The organism is Streptomyces sp. NPDC002018, from assembly GCF_042890865.1.
GTDB lineage: Bacteria > Actinomycetota > Actinomycetes > Streptomycetales > Streptomycetaceae > Streptomyces.
The window spans coordinates 540,157-558,511 of the sequence record NZ_JBIASO010000001.1; the positions used below are offsets into that span (position 1 = coordinate 540,157).

13 protein-coding genes and 1 tRNA gene are annotated in these 18,355 nt (G+C 70.7%); 6 read left to right on the forward strand and 8 right to left on the reverse strand.

Translation table 11 applies throughout. From position 1 onward, the window contains the following. Positions 1-148 precede the first annotated feature (148 nt). Positions 149-700 carry a hypothetical protein gene (locus ACFYYH_RS02315; RefSeq protein WP_388544708.1) on the forward strand — a complete coding sequence of 184 codons (552 nt, stop codon included), beginning with the start codon at positions 149-151 and terminating at the stop codon, positions 698-700. 143 nt (positions 701-843) lie between these two features. Here the strand turns inward: ACFYYH_RS02315 and ACFYYH_RS02320 are convergent, their stop codons facing one another. Next, complete coding sequence (locus tag ACFYYH_RS02320) at positions 844-3,219, reverse strand: discoidin domain-containing protein (RefSeq protein WP_388544710.1); 2,376 nt, start codon at positions 3,217-3,219, stop codon at positions 844-846. Between the two features lie 360 nt (positions 3,220-3,579). Here ACFYYH_RS02320 and ACFYYH_RS02325 point away from each other — a divergent pair, with 360 nt between their 5' ends. Further along, a complete protein-coding gene (locus ACFYYH_RS02325) occupies positions 3,580-7,056 on the forward strand; it encodes a family 78 glycoside hydrolase catalytic domain (RefSeq protein ID WP_388544712.1) in 3,477 nt (1,158 codons plus the stop codon). Between the two features lie 130 nt (positions 7,057-7,186). Here the strand turns inward: ACFYYH_RS02325 and cobF are convergent, their stop codons facing one another. Further along, positions 7,187-8,020, reverse strand: a complete 834-nt coding sequence (gene cobF, locus ACFYYH_RS02330) for a precorrin-6A synthase (deacetylating) (RefSeq protein WP_388544713.1) — start codon at positions 8,018-8,020, stop codon at positions 7,187-7,189. 189 nt (positions 8,021-8,209) lie between these two features. On the opposite strand from cobF, the gene ACFYYH_RS02335 reads away from it, so the two are divergent. The 3 genes from ACFYYH_RS02335 to ACFYYH_RS02345 are packed head-to-tail and all read left to right on the forward strand — an operon-like array spanning position 8,210 to position 11,126. Beyond that, a complete protein-coding gene (locus ACFYYH_RS02335; protein WP_388544716.1) occupies positions 8,210-8,929 on the forward strand; it encodes a (Fe-S)-binding protein in 720 nt (239 codons plus the stop codon). Further along, on the forward strand, positions 8,926-10,488 hold the full coding sequence (locus ACFYYH_RS02340; protein ID WP_388544719.1) for a LutB/LldF family L-lactate oxidation iron-sulfur protein: 1,563 nt from the start codon (positions 8,926-8,928) through the stop codon (positions 10,486-10,488). The genes ACFYYH_RS02335 and ACFYYH_RS02340 overlap by 4 nt, the downstream gene beginning before the upstream one ends. Next, on the forward strand, positions 10,485-11,126 hold the full coding sequence (locus ACFYYH_RS02345) for a lactate utilization protein C (protein WP_388544721.1): 642 nt from the start codon (positions 10,485-10,487) through the stop codon (positions 11,124-11,126). Before ACFYYH_RS02340 ends, ACFYYH_RS02345 begins: the two co-directional genes overlap by 4 nt. Here ACFYYH_RS02345 and ACFYYH_RS02350 read toward each other — a convergent pair. After that, positions 11,116-11,598 carry a DUF309 domain-containing protein gene (locus tag ACFYYH_RS02350; RefSeq protein ID WP_388544724.1) on the reverse strand — a complete coding sequence of 161 codons (483 nt, stop codon included), beginning with the start codon at positions 11,596-11,598 and terminating at the stop codon, positions 11,116-11,118. The two genes, ACFYYH_RS02345 and ACFYYH_RS02350, sit on opposite strands and share 11 nt — an antisense overlap. A gap of 103 nt (positions 11,599-11,701) precedes the next feature. Between ACFYYH_RS02350 and ACFYYH_RS02355 the strand changes: the two genes are divergently transcribed. After that, positions 11,702-11,778, forward strand: a tRNA-Pro gene (locus ACFYYH_RS02355). 181 nt (positions 11,779-11,959) lie between these two features. Here ACFYYH_RS02355 and ACFYYH_RS02360 read toward each other — a convergent pair. From ACFYYH_RS02360 to ACFYYH_RS02380, 5 genes are read right to left on the reverse strand one after another with little or no spacing between them, the layout of a single operon-like run. Beyond that, a complete protein-coding gene (locus ACFYYH_RS02360) occupies positions 11,960-12,895 on the reverse strand; it encodes an ROK family protein (RefSeq protein ID WP_388544727.1) in 936 nt (311 codons plus the stop codon). Further along, positions 12,892-14,601 carry a dipeptide ABC transporter ATP-binding protein gene (locus ACFYYH_RS02365; protein ID WP_388544730.1) on the reverse strand — a complete coding sequence of 570 codons (1,710 nt, stop codon included), beginning with the start codon at positions 14,599-14,601 and terminating at the stop codon, positions 12,892-12,894. The genes ACFYYH_RS02360 and ACFYYH_RS02365 overlap by 4 nt, the downstream gene beginning before the upstream one ends. Continuing rightward, a complete protein-coding gene (locus ACFYYH_RS02370) occupies positions 14,598-15,506 on the reverse strand; it encodes an ABC transporter permease (RefSeq protein WP_388544733.1) in 909 nt (302 codons plus the stop codon). Before ACFYYH_RS02370 ends, ACFYYH_RS02365 begins: the two co-directional genes overlap by 4 nt. After that, a complete protein-coding gene (locus ACFYYH_RS02375; RefSeq protein ID WP_388544735.1) occupies positions 15,503-16,462 on the reverse strand; it encodes an ABC transporter permease in 960 nt (319 codons plus the stop codon). The genes ACFYYH_RS02370 and ACFYYH_RS02375 overlap by 4 nt, the downstream gene beginning before the upstream one ends. A 50-nt stretch (positions 16,463-16,512) precedes the next feature. Then, positions 16,513-18,330, reverse strand: coding sequence for a peptide ABC transporter substrate-binding protein (locus tag ACFYYH_RS02380; protein ID WP_388544738.1), 1,818 nt, complete (start codon positions 18,328-18,330; stop codon positions 16,513-16,515). Between the last annotated feature and the right edge of the window lie 25 nt (positions 18,331-18,355).

The window sequence follows — 18,355 nt, forward strand, 5'->3', positions numbered from 1 at the left end:
TGACCGGCCATCACATCCTTGAGGAACACTCGAATGTCGTGAAATGGAAACAGCGGCGTGGCGGACCACCCCGTCGGCCTCCGGTGCCCTGTCTCATGCAATGACCGGCGCGGCAGACGGGCCGTGCACGAAAGACGGGGTATCTCCTATGTTCCGCACCACCACACCCGCACAGAGTTCCGTACAGAGTCCGGCACGGCGTTCCGTACGGCGTACCACCCTGGCCGTGGCCGGCTGTGCCGCGGCCCTCGGACTCGCCCTCTCCACCGTCGTTCCCGCCGTGGCGGCCCCCGCCTCCGGCGTCTCCGCTCCCGCTTCCGCCTCCGCCCCCACGTCCGCTTCGGCCGCGACGGCCGTCGATTCCAAGGGCCGCTACACGGCCGTGGAGATCCGCACCTTCCTGCGGACCTTCTACGACCGGCGCGGGCCCGGCGCGTTCGCCCGCAAGTACGGCATCTCCCCGCAGCTCGCGAAGAAGGTGGCCGAGAGCAAGGGCTTCGACCCGCTGCTCTGTGCCCAGAACACACCGCAGTCCATCGGGATCGGCCCGGTCAGCACGGCACAGTCGGCGCGCGTGGGCTGGGCGACGGTGACCACCCGCTGGACCAGCGGAAAATCCGCGTCCTTCATCGCATACGTCGATCTTGACGCCAAGCGCCCGATCCTGCTGCTCGACGTGGACTGCCCGACGAACCGGTGATCACTCCCGTGTCCGGCGGGCTCCCGCACCCGGGGGCCCGCCGGACACGGGACCGTCTTCCGTACGCGGAAACGCCTGCCGTACGCGGAAACGCCCGGCCGGGGACATCCCCGGCCGGGCGTTCCGTGTGCGTCCGAGAGGCTCTAGCTGGTGTAGGCCTCCAGTTCGGAGAGCTGGGCGGCCGGCCAGCCGGTGTTGCCCGTGAACGTCAGCCGCAGATAGCGCACCTGCGTGCCGTCCAGACTGATCGTCGCGGTGTTGCCGCTGGACGGGTTGAAGGTGTAGTTCGCCGAGGCCTTCAGTGTGTTGTACGTGCCGGTGGTGCTCCCCAGCACACTGAGCGTCTGGGTGCGGGTCGCCCACGCGGACGCCGGAGGAAGCTTCAGGACCACGCGCTTGACCGCCTTCGCGGCACCGAGGTCCACCGTGACCGACTGCGGGAAGGCGTTGTTGGTGCTCTCCCAGTAGCTGTTGACGTTGCCGTCGACCGCGTTGCCCGCGCCGTACACGTCCGCGTGTCCCGTCTCGGTGACCGGGCGGCCCTGGGCGAGATTGCCCGTGTCCGCCGGCGGGGTCGTGGGAGGCGTGGTCGGGGGAGTGGTGGGCGGGGTGGTCGGCGGGTTGCCGGGACCGCCCGGCACACCGCCGTTGGTCCACACCGGGTCGGGCCAGTTGCCGGTGCAGGCGGGCGGGTTGGCGTACCAGCCCGAGTTGCCGGCGCCCTGGGTGATCTGGAAGCCGCTGCCGACACAGTTGTGGATCGGGTTGGACTGGGCGATATGGGTGGCTGTCACATTGGTGAACGAGGCCGTGCCCGGTGCCTGGATCTGGAGTGCGTAGGTGCCCGCGCCGTCGATCCTGATGTTGTTGAAGCGCAGCCCGTTCGTCGCGCCCTCGATCAGATGGATCGCGGCGTAGGAGCTGTCCAGGACCTCGCTGTCACTGATGTTGATGGTGGCGTTGATCGGCTCGTTGAGACCGCTGAACCAGATCGCGCCGACGCCGAAGCGCCAGTTGTAGTCGTTGTTGCCGGCCCGGATCAGGGTGTTGCGCGCGGCGGTGGTGACCCCGGAAACCGCCGTGCCCTGACCGGAGTTGACCCCCGGATAGCGGTTGGCGATGTGCAGCCCGCCGCCGTTGGTGATCGTGTCCGACATGACGTTGTCGGAGATGGTGATGTCCCGGCCGCCGTAGGTGACGATGTTGTTCGCCAGGATCGGCAGGATCACGGTGTTGAACGTGAACTTGTTGTTCACGTTCGGCACGGCCTCCGCCCACATGGCCAGACCGTCGTCACCGGTGTTGCGCACAAAGGTGTTGGTGACCGTCGAGTTGGTGACGCCCATGTGGAAGTTGACGCCGTCGGCGGTCTGGTCCAGGATCCGGCTGTTCTTGATGGTGAAGTTGTTCATCGGGCCGTCCATCCAGGCGCCGCACTTGGTGTGCTGCATCCAGACGTTGTCGACGACCGAGTCCGACATCGCACCACCGATGGCGTTCACCTGGTCGTTGTCCACGCGCTCACGGATGTCGCCCATGATGGCGAAGTCCCTGAGGGTGACATTGCTGCTGCCGCCCGCGTTGGCGTACTTGCCGTACACACCGACGGCCTTGCTGCGGTTGACCGGGTCCCGTCCGGTCAGCACGCTGTACCAGGGGCCCGCGCCGCGCAGTGTCACCTTGTCGACGATGATGTGGTCGCGCACCTGGAAGGTGCCCTGCGGAATGTAGACCTCCCTGCCCTGGGTACGGCCCGCGTCGACCGCCGCCTGGATCTTGGCGGTGGAGTCGGCGGCGCCGCTCGGGTCCGCGCCGAAATCGGTGACGACGTCGAGCGCGCCGGAGGGCTTGCCGATCGGCGCGCCGACCTGCTCGAAGTCCGCGAGGTCGATGGTGAACGTCGGTGACGCGGCGGTCGAGGAGACCTGGAGCCTGACCTTCGTACCGGCCGCCAGGGTCGATCCGAACATGGTCCGGGTCTCGTCGTAGAAGTGGTGCGGGTTGGTGTCGCCGGGGTTGTTGTTGAAGGGGTAACCGCCGTAGTACCAGCCGTACTTGGAGGTCACCGGCACGCTCTTGAGGGAGTTGCCGTTGACCCGCAGATCGATCGAGGCGTCCCGGCCGGTGCCCGCGGCGTTGTCGGGCAGCGAGTACCGGAACGACATCGCGTTCGCCGGTGCGGTGAGGGTGAACTCGACGTACTCACCGACCGCGTCGAGCGTCACGGCCTGCCGTCCGGAGGCTTCCGAGGGCAGCGTGCCGTAGAGGCGGTTGGGGCCGATCAGGGTGCCGTTGGTGGCGGCGTACTCCGCCTCCTGCTCCTTGAACGGCACGGACGCGCCGCGCCCCTGGACATCGAGCGGCGAGGGCGCGGGGACCGCCGCCGCCTGGGCGTCGGGCGCGGTGGAGAGCACCACCGCCGCGGCCGTCCCGGCCACGGCGAGTGCGAGGGACAGGGAAGCGGACAGACCGCGCCGGAGCAAGCGGCTTCTTGGGGTTGGGGGGAGTGTCACAGACATACGTCCTTGCGGCTCGTGGGGACTCTGCGGACGCGAAAAGGCTAGAAGCGGGACCGCAGGAAGTCTATGAATCTGCGCAATTTTTGAAGGCGGAAGTAAAAATCCTCGACCCAAGAGCGTGCGTGGAGTGGGGCATAGCGGAAGGTTCACCCCAACTCGCCGGTCCCGCCCGGCTGTACGGGGGGCCGCGCCGCGCGCAAGGAGGCGACGGCCGGGCGCCGGGAGCAGGCCGTGGGGCGGCCGGTCCGAGGTCCGGCGCTCGCCTCCCACCGGCCCCGCGCACCCCTCTTGTTCGGTGCTCACGGTCGGCCCTACGATGCTTGAGCCAGGATGTGAAACGTTTCAATCGGGAGGGCCGCGATGGGAATGGGCTGGACACGCAGAGGTCTGCTGCACACCTCCGTGATGGGCGCGGGAGCGGGCATCACGGGCCTGGCCGCGGCCTCCCCGGCCACCGCCGGGACCCGGTCGCCGGCCACCGCCGCGCGCACGGCGGGGAAGGGGGCCGGGGGCGGCCGGCTCCGTGTCGTGCGCACCACGGTCGAGTACGCCGAGCGGCTGCTCGGCACCGATGTCACGGCCCCGATCCTGTCCTGGGAACTCGGGGGCGACGGCGACGGCGAGCGGCAGGACGGTCTCCCCGGCGGCGGGCGGGGTACGGGCGGCGGAGCGGGCACCGGGCGGGGTACGGGCGGCGGAGCGGGCACCGGGCGGGGTACGGGCGGCGGAGCGGGCACCGGGCGGGGTACGGACGGCGGCGCGGGCACCGGGCGCGGCGCGGACGCGGGCGGAGCCATCGGGCGGGGCGCGCGGCAGAGCGCGTACCAGATACGGACCGCGGCCGACCCGCGTGATCTCGCGGCCGGCCGAGGACTCCTCTGGGACACCGGCCGGGTGGAGTCCGACCGCGGTGTCGCCGTCCCGTACGCGGGCCCGCCGCTGCCGCCCCGTACCCGCACCCACTGGCAGGTCCGGGTCTGGGACGCCGACGGACACGCGTCCCCCTGGAGCCCCGCCGGCTGGTGGGAGACCGCGCTCGGCAACGAGGAGTGGCACGCGCACTGGATAGGGGCCGATCCCGCCGCCGTGCCGCCGGGCCCCGACGGCGCGTCCTGGATCTGGGCCCCGGGAGCGACCACCGGCGACGCCCCGGTCGGACCGCGGTGGTTCCGAGGCGCCCTCACCCTGCCGGCCGCCGACCTCGTGCGCGCGACCCTTCTCGCCACCGCCGACGACGACTTCACCCTCCATCTCAACGGCCGTCAGGTCCTGCACGCACCCGAGCAGGTGGACGGCTGGCGCACCGGTCTGATGGCCGATGTCACCGAGGCCGTACGGTCCGCGGCCGACGGCCGGCTCCTCCTCGCCGCCCGCGCCACCAACCGCGGCGACGTCTCCGTCAATCCGGCGGGTCTGCTGGTCCGGCTGCTCGTCGAGACCGCCGACGGCACGAACCACCAGCTCGTCACCGGCGCCGACTGGCGCACCGCCGGGACGGAGCAACCGGGCTGGGAACGACCGGACTTCGACGACAGCGGCTGGACCGGGGCGGCCGTCCTCGCCCCGTACGGGCAGGGACCGTGGGGCACAGGCGTCTCGTTCGCCACGCCCGAGGCGCCCGCCCCGCTGCTGCGCCGGGAGTTCACCGTCCGCCGCCCGGTCGGCCGGGCCCGGCTCTACATCAGCGGACTCGCCTACTACGTGGCGGAGCTGAACGGGAAGCGCGTCGGCAGCCAGGTGCTCGACCCCGCCTTCACCGACTACGACGAGACGGTGCTGTACGCGGTGCACGACGTGACCGGCCTTGTGCGGCGTGGCGACAACGCCCTCGGGGTGACCCTCGGCCGGGGCTTCTACGGGATGACGACCCCCAATGTCTGGAACTGGCACCGGCCGCCCTGGCACGGCGAACCCCGGCTGCTCTGCCGACTGGAGATCGAACACCCCGACGGCTCCCGGACCACCGTCGTCTCCGACCCCGACTGGCGTATCACCGAGGGCCCCACCCGGACCAACTCCCTCTACGCGGGCGAGACCTACGACGCCCGGCTGGCCCCCGAGGGCTGGACCCGCCCCGGCTTCGACGACAGCGCGTGGCGCCGTCCGAGCGCGCAGCCCGCCCCCAGGGGCACACTGCGCGCCCAGCCGCTCGACCCCATCGAGGTCATCGAGACCCTCACCCCCACCGCGATCGGCGAACCGCGCCCTGGTGTGTATGTCGTCGACATGGGCCGTACGACCGCGGGGTGGAGCCGACTGACCGTACGGGCCCCGGCGGGCACCACCGTCCGGCTCGTCCACGGCGAGAAGCTCAAGGACGACGGCACCGTGCACGCGGAGACCGGACATGTGCCGGGCCGGTTCCAGCGCGACGAATACATCTGCGCGGGCGGCGGGACCGAGGTGTGGGAGCCCTCGTTCTCGTACAAGGGCTTCCGCTACGTCCAGGTCGAGGGGCTGCCCGAGCGCCCGCGCCCCGGCGACATACGGGGGCGGGTCGTCCATACGAAGGTGGACGAGGTCAGCGACTTCCACTGCTCCGAGCCGTTCTACGAGCAGCTCGACCGGGCGATGCGCCGCACCCTGCTCAACAATCTGCACGGCATACCCACCGACACCCCCATGTACGAGAAGAACGGCTGGACCGGCGACGCACAGCTCGGCGCGCCCGTCATGACCTATGCCTTCGGCGTGCACCGCTTTCTGGGGAAGTGGCTCGGAGACCTGGCGGACAGCCAGAACCAGGACGGTCAGCTACCGGTGATCGTCCCCAGCGGCGGCTGGGGCTACGGCGACCTCGGGCCCTCGCCGGAGTGGACGACCGTATATCCCTTCCTGGTGCGGGAGATGTACCGGATCTACGGCGACGACCGGGTGGCGCGCGAGCACTGGCCCGCGCTGACCCGCTATCTGGACTGGGAGCTGGACCGGCTGGTGGACGGTCTCGCGATCACCGCGCTCGGCGACTACCTGCCGCCCGGCTACGGCGGAAACCCGCCCGAGGACACCCGGCTCACGGCGACCGCGTATCTGCACCGCGCGCTCACGCAGACCGCCGAACTGGGGGAGCTGCTGGGCCATGACGAGGACGCAGGGCGCTACCGTGCGGCGGCGGACGGACTGCGGGCCGCGTTCAACGCCGCCTTCCTCGACACCTCGTCCGGCCACTACAGGACCGCGAAGGACCCCGGGTACCGGCAGACCTCCAACGCGCTGCCGCTCGCCTTCGGGCTGGTCCCGGGCGGCGCGCGGGCCACGGTCCTCGACAGCCTCGTCGCGGACATCGCCGCCCGGGGGAACCATCTCAACACCGGGGCGCTGGGCACGAGCGTGCTGCTCCGTGTCCTGTGTGCCCACGGCCGCCCCGATGTCGCCCATGCCGTCGCCACCCAGCGTACGTACCCGAGCTGGGGCTACTGGTTCGACCACGGCGCCGACACCATGTGGGAGATGTGGCCGCTCGACTCACGCTCGCGCGACCACTACTTCCAGGGCACGGTCGTCCAGTGGCTGTACGAGAACGTGGCGGGGCTGCGCCCCGGGGACGCGGGCTACCGCACCTTCACCGTACGGCCCGACGGACGGACCGGGGTCACCTGGGCGCGGACCTCGATCCGTACGGTCCGGGGGACGGCCTCGGCCGCGTGGTCGGAGATAGGCCGGGATCTGCGGCTCACGGTGCGGGTGCCGGTCGGCGCGACCGCCGAGGTCCATGTGCCGGCGTCGCGCCGCGAGGACGTGCGGGCACCGGGCGGCGCCGAGTATCTGCGTACGGAGCCGGGCTTCGTGGTGTACCGCGCGGCGCAGGGCGACTGGGAATTCGTGGGGCGGAGCTGACGGCGAAGAGACGGAGGGACGGAGGGACGGAGGGACGGAGGGGGCGGCGGAGGTTTGAACGTTTCACTTCTCGCCCCCTCTCCGCCGGGGATCCCCCTGTCCGGTCCCGGCCCCGAACCCGGTCGGGTTCTCAGCCGGAGGCTGGGTCCTGGTCCTGGTCCTGGTCATGGCCCTGGTCCGGGGCGGGGGTCCGGTCCCGGCGCAGCAGATAGGTGTCCATGATCCAGCCCTTGCGCTCCCGGGCCGCCGCGCGCAGCTCCTCGATCCGGCCGGCCACCTCAGAGAGCCGCCCGGAGACCAGGATCTCGTCCGGCGTCCCCACATAGGCGCCCCAGTGGATGACCGGATCGGCGGCCAGATGGTGCCGGAAGGACTGCTGCGCGTCGAGCATCACGACCACGTCGTCCACGCCCTCCGGCCATCCCCCGGCGAGCCGTCGGCCCGTGGTGATCTGCACCGGCCCGCCCACCCGGTTCAGTCCGAGCCGGTGCCGGGCGGCCAGCGCGGAGACACTGCTGATGCCCGGGATCACCTCGTACGCGAACTCGACCGTGCCGCGTGCCAGGACCTCTTCCAGGATGCCGAGCGTCGAGTCGTAGAGGGAGGGGTCGCCCCAGACCAGGAACGCGCCGGTCCGATCGCCGTCCGGCCCCGCGTCCAACTCCTCGGTGATCATGCGTTCGTAGAGGGCGGCCCGCCGGCTTCGCCAGTCGTCGACGGTGCCCGGATACGCGGCGCCGTCGGCCGCGGCCTCGCGCCGCGGATCGGTGGCCTCCACCAGCCGGTAGCCGTCCCCCTCGACATGCCGGCGCAGGATCTCGTGCCGCAGACCGATGAGATCGGACTTCGCCTCGCCCTTGTCGAGGAGGAAGAAGACATCCGTCCTGTTGAGCGCTCGGACCGCCTGCACGGTGAGCTGGTCCGGGTCGCCCGCTCCGATACCGATGACATAGATCTTTCTCACCACGTCGAGTCTGCCGTACGCCGCCCGCCCCGCCCGCCCCGGCCCCCGCCCCGGGGCCGCGCGCTCCGCGTCGAGGGTAGGACGGGCCGAGGATGGGAAGGGAGGGTATCCACTCATCGGATGTCTGAGGGTTCATCATGCACTTCGAGGGTCTTACGCGTATCGCCGCGCACCGCATATGCTCCGCCCATGCGTGCCGCCCTCTTCGTCACCTGTGTCAATGACGCCGTCTATCCGTCCACCGGGATCGCGACCGTACGGCTCCTCGAACGGCTGGGCGTCGAAGTCGACTTTCCCGAGACGCAGAGCTGCTGCGGCCAGCCCCAGTACAACACCGGCTACCGGCGCGAGACCGAGCCCCTGGTACGGCGGACCGCACGGGCCTTCGAGGGGTACGACTATGTGGTGACCCCCTCCGGATCCTGCGCGGCCATGGTCCGCCGGCACTATCCGGCGTTCGGTGACACGGCCGCCACGGCCCTCGCCGGGCGGACCTACGAGCTGACGGAGTTCCTGGTCGACGTGGTCGGGGTGACGGACGTCGGGGCGTACTTCCCGCATACCGTCACCTACCATCCGTCCTGCCACGGCCTGCGCCTGCTGGGGCTCGGCGAGCGGCCGCGAAGACTGCTGGAGGCGGTGAAGGGGCTGGAGCTGCGCGAGCTGCCCGGCGCGGACGAGTGCTGTGGATTCGGTGGTACGTTCGCCGTGAAGAACTCCGATGTTTCGGCCGCCATGGGCCAGGACAAGGTGCGTAACGCCGTGTCCACCGGGGCGGGAGTGCTCTGCGGCGCGGACAACTCCTGTCTGATGCATCTCGACGGGATCGTGAGCCGGGAGGACGCCCCGCTGCGCGCCGTGCACCTCGCGGAGATCCTGGCGTCGACGGAAGAGGAGCCCTGGTCATGAGCGGTACGTATCTGGGGATGCCGGCATTCCCGGCCGCGGCCAAGGAGGCCGTGGGCAACGAGACACTGCGGGCGAATCTGCGCCACGCCACCCACACCATCCGGGACAAGCGGGCCAAGGCCGTCGCGGAGCTGGACGACTGGGGGCGGCTGCGCGAGGCCGGCAAACAGATCAAGGACCATACGCTGCGCCATCTCGACCGTTATCTCGTACAGCTGGAGGAGTCGGTCACGGCGGCGGGCGGGGTGGTGCACTGGGCGGCCGACGCGGCCGAGGCGAACCGGATCGTGGCGGACCTGGTGAAGGCCACCGGTGAGTCGGAGGTCGTCAAGGTCAAGTCGATGGCCACCCAGGAGATCGGGCTCAACGAGGCGCTGGAGGCCGAGGGGATCTCCGCGTACGAGACCGACCTGGCCGAACTGATCGTGCAGCTCGGCGACGACCGTCCCTCCCACATACTGGTCCCGGCGATTCACAAGAACCGCGCCGAGATCCGGGACATCTTCCGTGACCGCATGGCCGCCTGGGGCCGGGCGGCTCCCGAGGGACTCTCCGACACCCCCGGCGAACTCGCGGAGGCGGCGCGGCTCCATCTGCGGGAGAAGTTCCTGCGCGCCAAGGTCGGCATCTCCGGGGCGAACTTCATGGTCGCCGAGACCGGGACGCTCGTCGTCTTCGAGTCGGAGGGCAACGGCCGGATGTGCCTGACGCTGCCCGAGACGCTGATCTCCGTGGTGGGCATCGAGAAGGTCGTGCCGACCTGGCGTGATCTGGAGGTCTTCCTCCAGACGCTGCCGCGGTCCTCGACCGCCGAGCGGATGAACCCGTACACCAGCATGTGGACCGGCACCCATGACGCCGACGGCCCGCGCATCTTCCATCTGGTGCTGCTGGACAACGGCCGCACGGAGACGCTCGCCGACGAGGTCGGCCGTCAGGCGCTGCGCTGCATCCGCTGCTCGGCCTGTCTCAATGTCTGCCCGGTGTACGAGCGGGCCGGCGGGCACGCGTACGGCTCGGTCTACCCGGGGCCGATCGGGGCGATCCTGAGCCCCCAGCTCCGGGGCATCGGGAGCGAGATCGATGCCTCGCTGCCGTACGCCTCCTCGCTCTGCGGGGCGTGTTACGACGTGTGTCCCGTCGCCATCGACATCCCGGAGGTCCTGGTCCATCTGCGGGAGCGGGTGGCGGACCAGGGCGGCAAGGGACACCGGCTGGAGAAGGCCGCGATGAAGGCGGCGGGGTGGGTGTTCGACCATCCCCGGGTCATGGCGGCGGGGGAGACGGCCGCGTCGAAGACCCGCCGGCTCCATCCGTCGCGACTGCCGGGCGCCGGCGCGTGGACGGACACCCGCGATCTGCCGAAGCTCCCGCCCGAGTCGTTCCGCGCGTGGTGGAAGAAGAACCGCGCCGACGGGCGCGGGAGCGCCGCCCGTACGGCCGGCCACACCGCCGACGGCAGCGGCGAGAGCAGTACCGGCAGCAGCGGCAATCGCGACGGCGGTACCGACGGCAACGGCAACGGTGTCGCCAACGACCGTAAGGACAGTGGGACATGAACACCGGTGCCGGCTCGCGGGAGCGGATCCTCGCCCGTATCCGTACGGCGGTCGCGGAGGCCCCCGACGCCCCCGAGGCCGTTCGCGACTATCTGGACACGCACACTCCTGACGGCCGGATCGTCGACCTGCTCGCCGAGAACCTCGCGGACTACCGCGCGATCGTCCACCGTACGGACACCGAGGAACTCCCCGGGCTGATCGCACGTCTGCTGGCCGCACGAGGTGCCCGTACGGTCCTCGTACCCCCGCTGCTCCCGCCGTCCTGGCTCTCCGCGACGCCCGTGGACATCACCCGGGTCGAGGACGACATCGACGCCACGGCCGGGGAACTCGACGCGGTCGACAGCGTCGTCACCGGCTGCGCCCTGGCCATCGCCGAGACCGGCACACTCGTCCTCGACGCGGCCCCGGACCAGGGGCGACGCCGCATCACGCTCGTGCCCGACCATCACATCTGTGTGGTGAGGACCGCCGACCAGGTCGTCGGGTCCGTACCGCAGGCCATGCCGCGCCTGGACCCGACCCGCCCGCTGACCTGGATCTCGGGCCCCTCCGCCACCAGTGACATCGAACTCGACCGGGTCGAGGGGGTCCACGGCCCGCGCACCCTGGAAGTCATTCTGCTCAGCGAGTGATCCCGGTCAGCCGTGGTGCCTCGTCGCCCGCGTCCACCGGACCGTGCTCGGCCACCCGCCCGGCCAGCTCCCGTGCCCACGCGGTCAGCCCGGGGATGTCGATACCGTACGGGGAGGGGTAGGCGGCGATACCGCCCGCGCCGCGCAGCAGCAGCCGGGCCCCGCCCGCCGTATTGCCGCGCGCCGCGTGTGTCAGCCCGACGGCCAGCTGGGCGAGTCCCCGCCACAGCGCGCGTTCGTCCTCGGGGCCGGACTTCCACGCGTCCTCGAACACCTCGTGCGCGTGGAACGGCTTGCCCGCGTCCAGCAGGAGCTGAGCTTCCCGGACGGTCTCCTCCGGCGTACGGACAACCCCCTCGGGCTGCCGCTCGACCCCCGGCGCCCCGTACGGCAGCGGACGCCCCAACCCGTCACGCGGCCGCGCGTTGCGCGCCCGTCCCTCGCTGTCCCGGTCCCGGCCGTTCTCCGTCATACCCCGATTGTCGCCCGGCCGGAGTGAGTCTTCCCGCCGCACGGAGTGGGGTAATGTTGTCCTGCGAGGTCGCCCGGGGGATATTCCTCCCGGAACCGGACACCGGGACGTGGCGCAGCTTGGTAGCGCACTTGACTGGGGGTCAAGGGGTCGCAGGTTCAAATCCTGTCGTCCCGACCAGCGTTTACGCAGGTCGCAGGCGGTATCGGAGAAATCCGATACCGCCTTTCCGTCTTTCCTGGGGACCAGTCGGTCCGGCAGGCTCGCGCGGGCCCCGCGGGCTTGTGCTTGCGCGTCGGTGAGCCCGTGATGCGCAGGCCAGAAGCTCGTGCACCACTTGTCGGGAGGCGGGGCGGCTTCCTCAGATCCCGACGTTCGCCGTCAGCTCCCGCCGGGCCCGTGCCGCAGCGCCGACCGGTACCGCATCGGTGGCCAGGGCTGCCCTGACCAGCCGGACCGGGTGGCCGCTGACCGGCGGGTCGGCGGCCAGCGATGCCATGACGAGGGGTTCCAGCAGGGGCCAGGCGCGGCTGACCCCGCCGCCGACCACCACCGTGGTGATGTCCACGATGCCCGCCGTCATGACGATCGCCCGGGCGATCCCGGCTCCGGCGGCCCGGTACACCGCGAGGGCGTCCTGGTCACCGTGGCCGGCGGCCTCGGCGATCTCGCGGGCGGTCAGCCGGCGGCCGGTGCGGTCCGCGTAACGAGCGCCGATGGAGCGGCCGGAGGCCAGGGTCTCCAGATGGCCCCGGCCGCCGCACGAGCAGAGCAGATCGCCGAAGCCGGGGATGTGCCCGATCTCGCCGGCCGCGCCGTGCGGCCCGGTGAACAGGGCGCCGCCGGTCCACAGCGCGCCGCCGACCCCGGTGCCCAGTGTCATCCCGAGGACGTCCGACTCGCCGCGTACGGCGCCGCCGGACACCTCCCCGTAGAGGAAGGCGTTGACGTCGTTGTCCAGGAAGGCCGGGACGCCCAGGGCCTTCTCGACGGCGTCCGTCACCGCGAAGTCGGCCCAGCCGGTGAAGGAGTCGCTGGCCACCAGGATGCGGCCGGTGGCGGAGTCCACCACGCCGGCCGCGCCGACCCCGCAGCCGGCGAGGCGGCCGGGGGTGCGCTTCAGCAGCGGGGCCAGCGCGCCCATGGCCGCGCCGATCATGGCCCGGCCGCCGTCGGTCGCCGGGGTCGCCACCTCGGCGCGGTCCAGCACGGTCAAGTCCTCGCCGCAGAGCACCACTTGGGTGGTGGTGCCGCCGATGTCCACTCCGGCGAAGAGCGTACGGTCGTGGGAACTCACCCCTGGGCCTCCGTCCGGTCGGCCGCGAGGGTGGCCAGGCGTTCGGCTCTGCGGCCGCGTTGGATCACCGGGTCGGGTACCGGCACGGCGGCCAGCAAACGGCGGGTGTAGTCGGTCTCCGGGTGCAGCAGGGTCGCGCCGGTGGCGCCCTGTTCCTCGATCCGGCCGGCCCGCATCACCACGACGCGCTGGGCGAAGTGCTGTACGACGGCGAGGTCGTGGGAGACGAAGAGACAGGCGAAGCCCAGCTCGTCCTGGAGTTCGGAGATCACTTCGAGCACCGCCTCCTGCACGCTCACGTCGAGCGCGCTGGTGGGCTCGTCGGCGACCAGCAGCCGGGGCTCCAGGACCAGGGCGCGGGCCAGGCTGACCCGTTGGCGCTGACCGCCGGACAGCTCCCGGGGGGCACGCCGGGCGAGATCGCGCGACAGCCGGACCCGTTCGAGGACGGCGGCGACCTTGGCCTGGCGGTCCTTGGCGGAGAGCCCGCGGCCGTGCACCCTGAGCGGCTCGGCGATGCACTCGCCGACCGTCATACGGGCATCCAGCGAGGCCACCGGGTCCTGGAGTACCACGCCGATACCGGCCCGCAGCGCCCGCCGGGTCCGGGACCGGGTGCGCGCCAGGTCGGTGCCGAACAGCGAGGCGGTGCCGGAGTCCGGCCGGATCAGACCGAGCGCGACCCGGGAGGCGGTGGACTTGCCGGAGCCCGACTCGCCCACCAGGCCCAGGGTTTCCCCGGCGTGGACGGTGAGCGACACCTCGTCCAGAGCCCGTACGGCACCCTTGCCACGGCCGAACACCACCGAGACGTCGCGGAGTTCGACGACCGGCTCGGTGTCCGGGCGGGTGGCGGCGGGCGACGGTACCGGCGGGCCCGCCTCGGCGACCGACAGCCGGGGCACCGCGGCCAGCAGCCGCTTGGTGTAGTCGTGGGACGGGCGGAGCAGCACGTCCTCGACCGGACCGGTCTCCACGATCTCGCCGTCGTACATCACGGCGACCCGGTCGGCGAAGTCCGCGACCACGCCCATGTTGTGGGTGACCAGCAGGACGCCGGTGCCGGTCTCGACGGCGAGGCGGCGCAGCAGGTCGAGGATCTCGGCCTGCACCGTGACGTCCAGCGCGGTGGTCGGCTCGTCGGCGATCAGCAGGGTGGGGTCGTTCGCGATGGCCATGGCGATGACCACGCGCTGGCGCTGTCCGCCGGAGAGCTGGAAGGGGTAGGCGCCGGCCCGCTTCTCCGGCTCGGGGATGCCGACCTTGCGGAGGAGTCCGACGGCCTCGGCGGCGGCGTCCTTGCCGGACACCTCACGGTGGTTGCGGATCACCTCGGCGATCTGCCTGCCGATCCGGGTCAGCGGGTCCAGCGCGGTGGCCGGCTCCTGGAACACCATGGTGACGGTCCGGCCGCGCAGCGCGGCCAGGTCAGCCTCACGGGCACCGACCATCTGATGGCCGGCGATGGTGGCACTGCCGGTGGCACGGGCGTTGCCGTCCAGCAGGCCCATCGCGGCCAGCGCGATCGTGGACTTGCCGGAGCCCGACTCGCCGACCAGGGCGAGCGTCTCGCCGGGGCGGACGTGCAGCGAGACACCCCGGACGGCCGGCACGTCGCCGGTCTCGGTGGTGAAGACGACCCCGAGGTCGTCGAGTTCGAGAATGGGCCCGGCCTGCGGGGCGGCGGAGCCCTGGGCGGCGGTCATCCGCGTCCCCTCACGTCGAATGCGTCGCGGAGTCCGTCCCCGATCGCGTTGAACGCCCACACCACCAGGATGATGGCCAGGCCGGGCGGCAGGATGAGCCACCAGTAGCCGGAGTAGGCAGCGGTGAGACCGGCCGAGAGCATGCCGCCCCAGTCGGTGGCCGGTGGCTGGACGCCCAGGCCCAGGTAGGAGACGTACGCGACGAGCAGGATGGCGTCGGCGATCTGGAAGGTGGCCGCGACGATGATGGTCGAGACCGAGTTCGGCAGGATGTGCCGGGTGATCGCACGGGCGTGCGTTCCGCCGATGGCCCGCAGGGTCAGGACGTAGTCGCGGTTCTTCAGGGTGAGCGTCTCGGCCCTGATCAGCCGGGACGGCATCAGCCAGGAGACGACGCCCAGGATGACAATCAGTCCGGTCGGGCCCGGGGTGGTGATGGCGGAGACCACCAGAAGGATGAAGAGCGCCGGGATGGCGATCCCCGCGTCCACGATCCGCATCATGACCGCGTCGATCCAGCCGCCCGCGTAGCCGGCGGCGGCGCCCCACAGGGTGCCGATCACGGTGGCCAGGATGCCCGCGGCGAGGCCGACGATCAGTGACACCTTCCCGCCGTACATCAGCCGGCCCAGCTCGTCGTGGCCGACCGCGTCGGTGCCGAGCCAGTGCGAGCCGCTGGGGGCGAGGTTGACCTGTTCGAGCATCGTGTGGGTCTGGTCGGTGGAGTACACCAGCGGACCGACGAAGCAGAACAGGAAGAAGAAGACCACGACGCCGAGCCCGACCACGGCGAGCCGGTTGCGCAGGAAGCGCCGGACGGCGAGCCGGGAGCCGGACGCCGCGGTGGCGGCGGTGGCGGCGGTGGCCTTGCCGGGCATCTGGTCCGGCTGGATGAGGGCGCTCATGCCCGGCCTGCCTTCACTCGGGGGTCGATGAGCCGCTGGACGATGTCGGCGAGCAGCGTGCCGGCCACGGTGGCGATCGCGATGACCAGCACACAGCCCAGCAGCACCGGGTAGTCGGAGGACTGCGCGGCGGTCCAGAAGAGCAGGCCCATGCCGGGGTAGTTGAAGAGCTGTTCGACCACCAGGGCGCCGCCGAACAGCACCGGCACGTAATAGCCGAGCATGGCGATCACCGGCGTCAGCGAGTTGCGGAACACATGCCGCCACAGGATGGCGCGGGAGCGGGAGCCGCCGGCCCGCGCCGTCCTGACGTAGTCCTCGGACAGGTTCTCCAGGGTGGCCGCCCGCATGTAGCGGCTGAACACCGCGATCATCGAGGCGGCACCGGCGACGACCGGCAGCACCAGCGCCTGCGGATCGGCGAACACCTGGGCGAGCGTGTCCCCCTGCGGGGCCTGCGACGGGAACCACGGCAGCACCTGGCTGAACACCAGCACCAGGATCAGCCCGAGGAAGTACACGGGTGTGGAGTAGGCGATGAAGCTCAGCGTGGTGATGACGTAGTCGACCGGCCTGTTGCGCCGGACGGCCTGCCACATGCCCAGCGGGACAGCCAGCAGGAGGCCGACGACCGCCGACAGGGCGGTGAGCACCAGGGTCTTGGGCAACCGCTCGGTGATGAGCTGGGAGACCGGCTCATTGAGCGTGTACGAGGTTCCCAGGTCGCCGTGCAGCAGTTGGTTGAGGTAGTAGAGGTACTGCACGGGCAGTGGCTTGTCGAGGCCTTGCTCGTGGTTGAAGGACGCGATCTGCTGCGCTGTGGCCTGCGGGCCGAGGATCCCGCGAGCGGGACCCCCGGGCAGGGCGTGCAGCAGACAGAAGACCACGATCGTCACGATGACGATCACCGCGACGGCCTGGAGGGCCCGTCGGAACAGGTACGTGGAAGTGGTCATGTGCTTTCCGGTCGCTTCGGCTCAGTGCTGCGCGTGGTCACAGGCCGGGCTCACCCGGTGGTCCACTTCCACATGGCCGGGTGGAAGTTGGCGAGCGAGTCCTGGGCGAAGCCGCCCAGGCCGTTCTTGACCACGGAGACCTGGTAGTCCGGCTCCGGCAGCCAGATGACCGGGAGGTCCTCGGCCAGGGCCGCGCTGTACTTCTGCACCGCCTCGTCGGAGGAGGAGGTGGTGGTCTCGGTGATCAGCTTGTCCACCGCGGGGTTGGAGTAGTTGCCGAAGTTGGAGCCGCCGCCGGTGGCGAAGAGTGCGTCACCGCTCGGGTAGGCGGGGAAGTACCAGCTGCCGGCGGTGCCGAAGAACGACAACTGCCACGTGCAGCCCGCGTCGTCGGGCTTGCACTGGCCGGACTGCGCGAGGACCGAGTTGACCGGGGCGGTCTTGATGGTGAAGCCGATGCCGCTCTTGGCGAACGACGACTGCAGGGCACTCATCATGTTGTCGGTCACGGTCGAACCGGACTGCGAGAGCACCTGCATCTGGAACTTCGTGCCCTTGTCCACGTCGGCGCCGCACTGGTTGTCGCCGGTGCCCGGCGCGGTGCACACCATGGTGCCGTCCTGCTCGGTCCAGCCGTGGTCGCTCAGAAGCTGCTTCGCCTTGGCGGTGGAGAAGGGGTACGGGTTGTTCTTCTGCTCCGGCGAGACGAAGGACGAGCTCTGGCCCTGCGGGATCGGACCGTAGGTCGGGACCGCGGTGCCGTTGAAGACGACCTTGGAGAGCGTGGCCTGATCCACCGACATCTGGATCGCCTGGCGGGCGTAGAGCTGCTTGAAGACCGGGCCCATAGTGGGGTTGTTGAAGTTGTAGGGCATGTATGTGATGGCCCAGCCGGACCACGGCTTCACCGTGTAGCCCTTGGCGGCGAACGACGACTTCTGGCTGAGGTTGGTGGCGTTGATGTAGCCGTAGTCGACCGTGCCCGCCCGGAGCGCGTTCTCCTCGGCGTCCGTGGTGGTGAACGGCAGCAGGTTCACGTTCTTGATGCCGGCCTTGCCGCCGCCGTCGTACTTGGCGTTGGCGGTCAGCACGACCTTGCCGGCCGTGGAGAACGACTTGATGGTGTACGGGCCGCTGACCGTCTTCCAGAGCGGGTCGGTCGCGTAGCCGGAAATCTTCTTGGCGGAGTCGTTCAGGTATGTCCAGACCTTCTTGGCGCCCGCGGGGGTGCGGTCGAGGTCCGACACGGTGCCCGAGTCGCTGGTCTTGTCCCAGACGTGCTGAGGCATCACGCGGATCATGCTGAGCTGGTTGGCGAGCATCCACTGCTGGTTGTACGCCTGGTCGAAGGTGATCGTGAAGTGCGTCGGGTCGACGACCTTCAGCGAGGTCCAGTTGTCCGGCGCCTTGCCCGGGCTGTAGCTGGCCCATTCGGCCTTGTTTGCCTTGACGAGGTTGAACCAGAACTCCATGTCCCGGGAAGTGATCTGCTTGCCGTCGCTCCAGTGCCGGTCGCCGAGCGTGATGCTGACGCTCTTGCCGTCCTCGGCGAATTCGGCGGCGGTGGCCAGTGAGTTCTTCTTGTTCCAGCCGACCGTGCCGGTGGAGCCGTCATAGGCGATCAGCGGCTCCCAAAGGGACTGGGATATGGAGGAGTTGTTGGTGTTCAGGTGCGCGGCAGTGCCGACCGGGAGTATCCAATTCGGCGTGAAGTTCGCCGGCAGCGCGTAGTTGATGGTGTCCGACGAGCCGGAGCCGGACGACGAGGTACCGCCGCCGGAACAGCCGGTCAGCAGAGCGCACGCGGTGGCAGCGGCGCCCGCGACGAGGGCCCAGCGGCGGCTGTTCGCCGTGTGACCAGGGAACATGATTCTCCTCAGAGTGAAAGGGCCC